At 33.8% G+C, this 1,547-nt stretch carries 1 protein-coding gene; it reads left to right on the top strand.

All coding sequences use genetic code 11. The features are described 5' to 3' along the window. The first annotated feature begins 153 nt into the window (after nt 1–153). On the top strand, nt 154–1,425 hold the full coding sequence (locus tag CBP76_RS09290; RefSeq protein ID WP_057910387.1) for an ISL3 family transposase: 1,272 nt from the start codon (nt 154–156) through the stop codon (nt 1,423–1,425). The last annotated feature ends 122 nt before the right edge of the window (nt 1,426–1,547 follow it).

Below are 1,547 nucleotides of genomic sequence, written 5' to 3'. Positions count from 1 at the left end.
CTGTACGATAAATAGAGTTGATAGGCATTTTGCCATCAACTCTATTTTTGTATACCATTTATTAATAAAACTATTTTAGAACATCAAAAAGACACCATCCATACCTTTAGATGTTCTACCCTCTACAGCTTCACAATGAAAGGAATTTGAATGATGTCCCTAAGTAATAAGTCTATACGAAACGCTCTTGAAATGAAAGATGAGAATATTATCTTTACTGAAGACTCAAAATTTATGTTAGTTAATGGCATCAAGTCCTTAGTCTATTTTGCAATGCTAACTAAACAGATTGACCGTTGTCTTAACTGTGGCCTTGCAGGCCACTTAGTTAAGAATGGATTTAATAAAAATATGATAGTCGCTCCATCATTATCATTACGTCCAACGTATATAAGTCTGAAACGTCAAAAGTATAAATGTAAATCTTGTAACTCTATCTTTGTAGCCAAAACTAGTTATGTTTGGGAATATTGTCAAATCGCACAACCTGTTAGACAAATGATCTTATCAGAAACTGCTTTTAATACATCATTGAAGGATATCGGCAGACGTTTTAACGTCTCCGATAAGACCGTTCAACGTATCATCGATGAAGAAGCCAAGATGCACAAGAAATCACTTCCTGAACATCTTCCTAAGCACATGGCATTTGATGAATTTATGTCTACTGACAAGATGAGCTTTATTTGGTTAGATAGCGATAATCATCGTACGGGTGATATCTTGCCCAGAAGAACTTCATATCAAATCAGTAAATACTTCAGTCGATTTCCTTTGAAAGTCAGAAGACAGGTAAAAACTATTTCTTTGGATTTAAATGCCGGATACATTAATTTAGTACCAAAGTTGTTTCCAAAGGCCAAAGTCGTTGTTGATAGATTTCATATCGTTCAGATGATGAATCGTTCTCTCAATTCAACTAGAATACAGGTAATGAAACGAATGCCTAAAAGAAGTAAAGAATACTTGTTCATGAAAAGAGATTGGAAAAAATTCTTGGAATCATTCGATTCCATCGAAAAGATAAACCCTAAGTATCAGTACAGTGTTGGTTATTATGAAACGGATCTAAATTTAATCACAAAGTGTTTAGATTTGGACGAAGGTTTCGCCAAGTCCTACGAAGTATATCAAGATATTTTAAAGGCTATTAGAACAGGCGATACTGATACAATGAATCAGATACTACTCAATTATCATCCACTCAATACCGCTATGGATCAAACAATGACATCATTAAGAAAATATCGTAAACAAGTATTAAATGCACTGAAGCTTAAATATTCCAACGGATTTTTAGAGGGAATCATTGGAAGAATAAAAAAGATAAAAAGTAGTGCCTATGGATATCGTAGTTGGAACAACTTTACTGAACGTATAAATATTCAAATGTTTTGGCTTCGAGCAAGCTCATCAGCTAAATAAAAAAACAGCTAGACCATTTATGGTCTAACTGTTAACTTGAACCGCCATCAACTTGATTTGACGAACAGCCATAAAATCTCGCTGGTTCTTTTTTTTTAAACGTGTTTAGGTTGCTAGTATCC

The organism is Companilactobacillus nuruki, from assembly GCF_002872255.1.
GTDB lineage: Bacteria > Bacillota > Bacilli > Lactobacillales > Lactobacillaceae > Companilactobacillus > Companilactobacillus nuruki.
The sequence above is the reverse complement of the archived record's forward strand: the minus strand, read 5'-3'. Positions and strand labels throughout refer to the sequence as shown.

Excerpts from the sequence above, each read along its gene's own strand:
- CBP76_RS09290 (WP_057910387.1), top strand. The coding sequence starts at position 154 with ATGTCCCTAAGTAATAAGTCTATACGAAACGCTCTTGAAATGAAAGAT.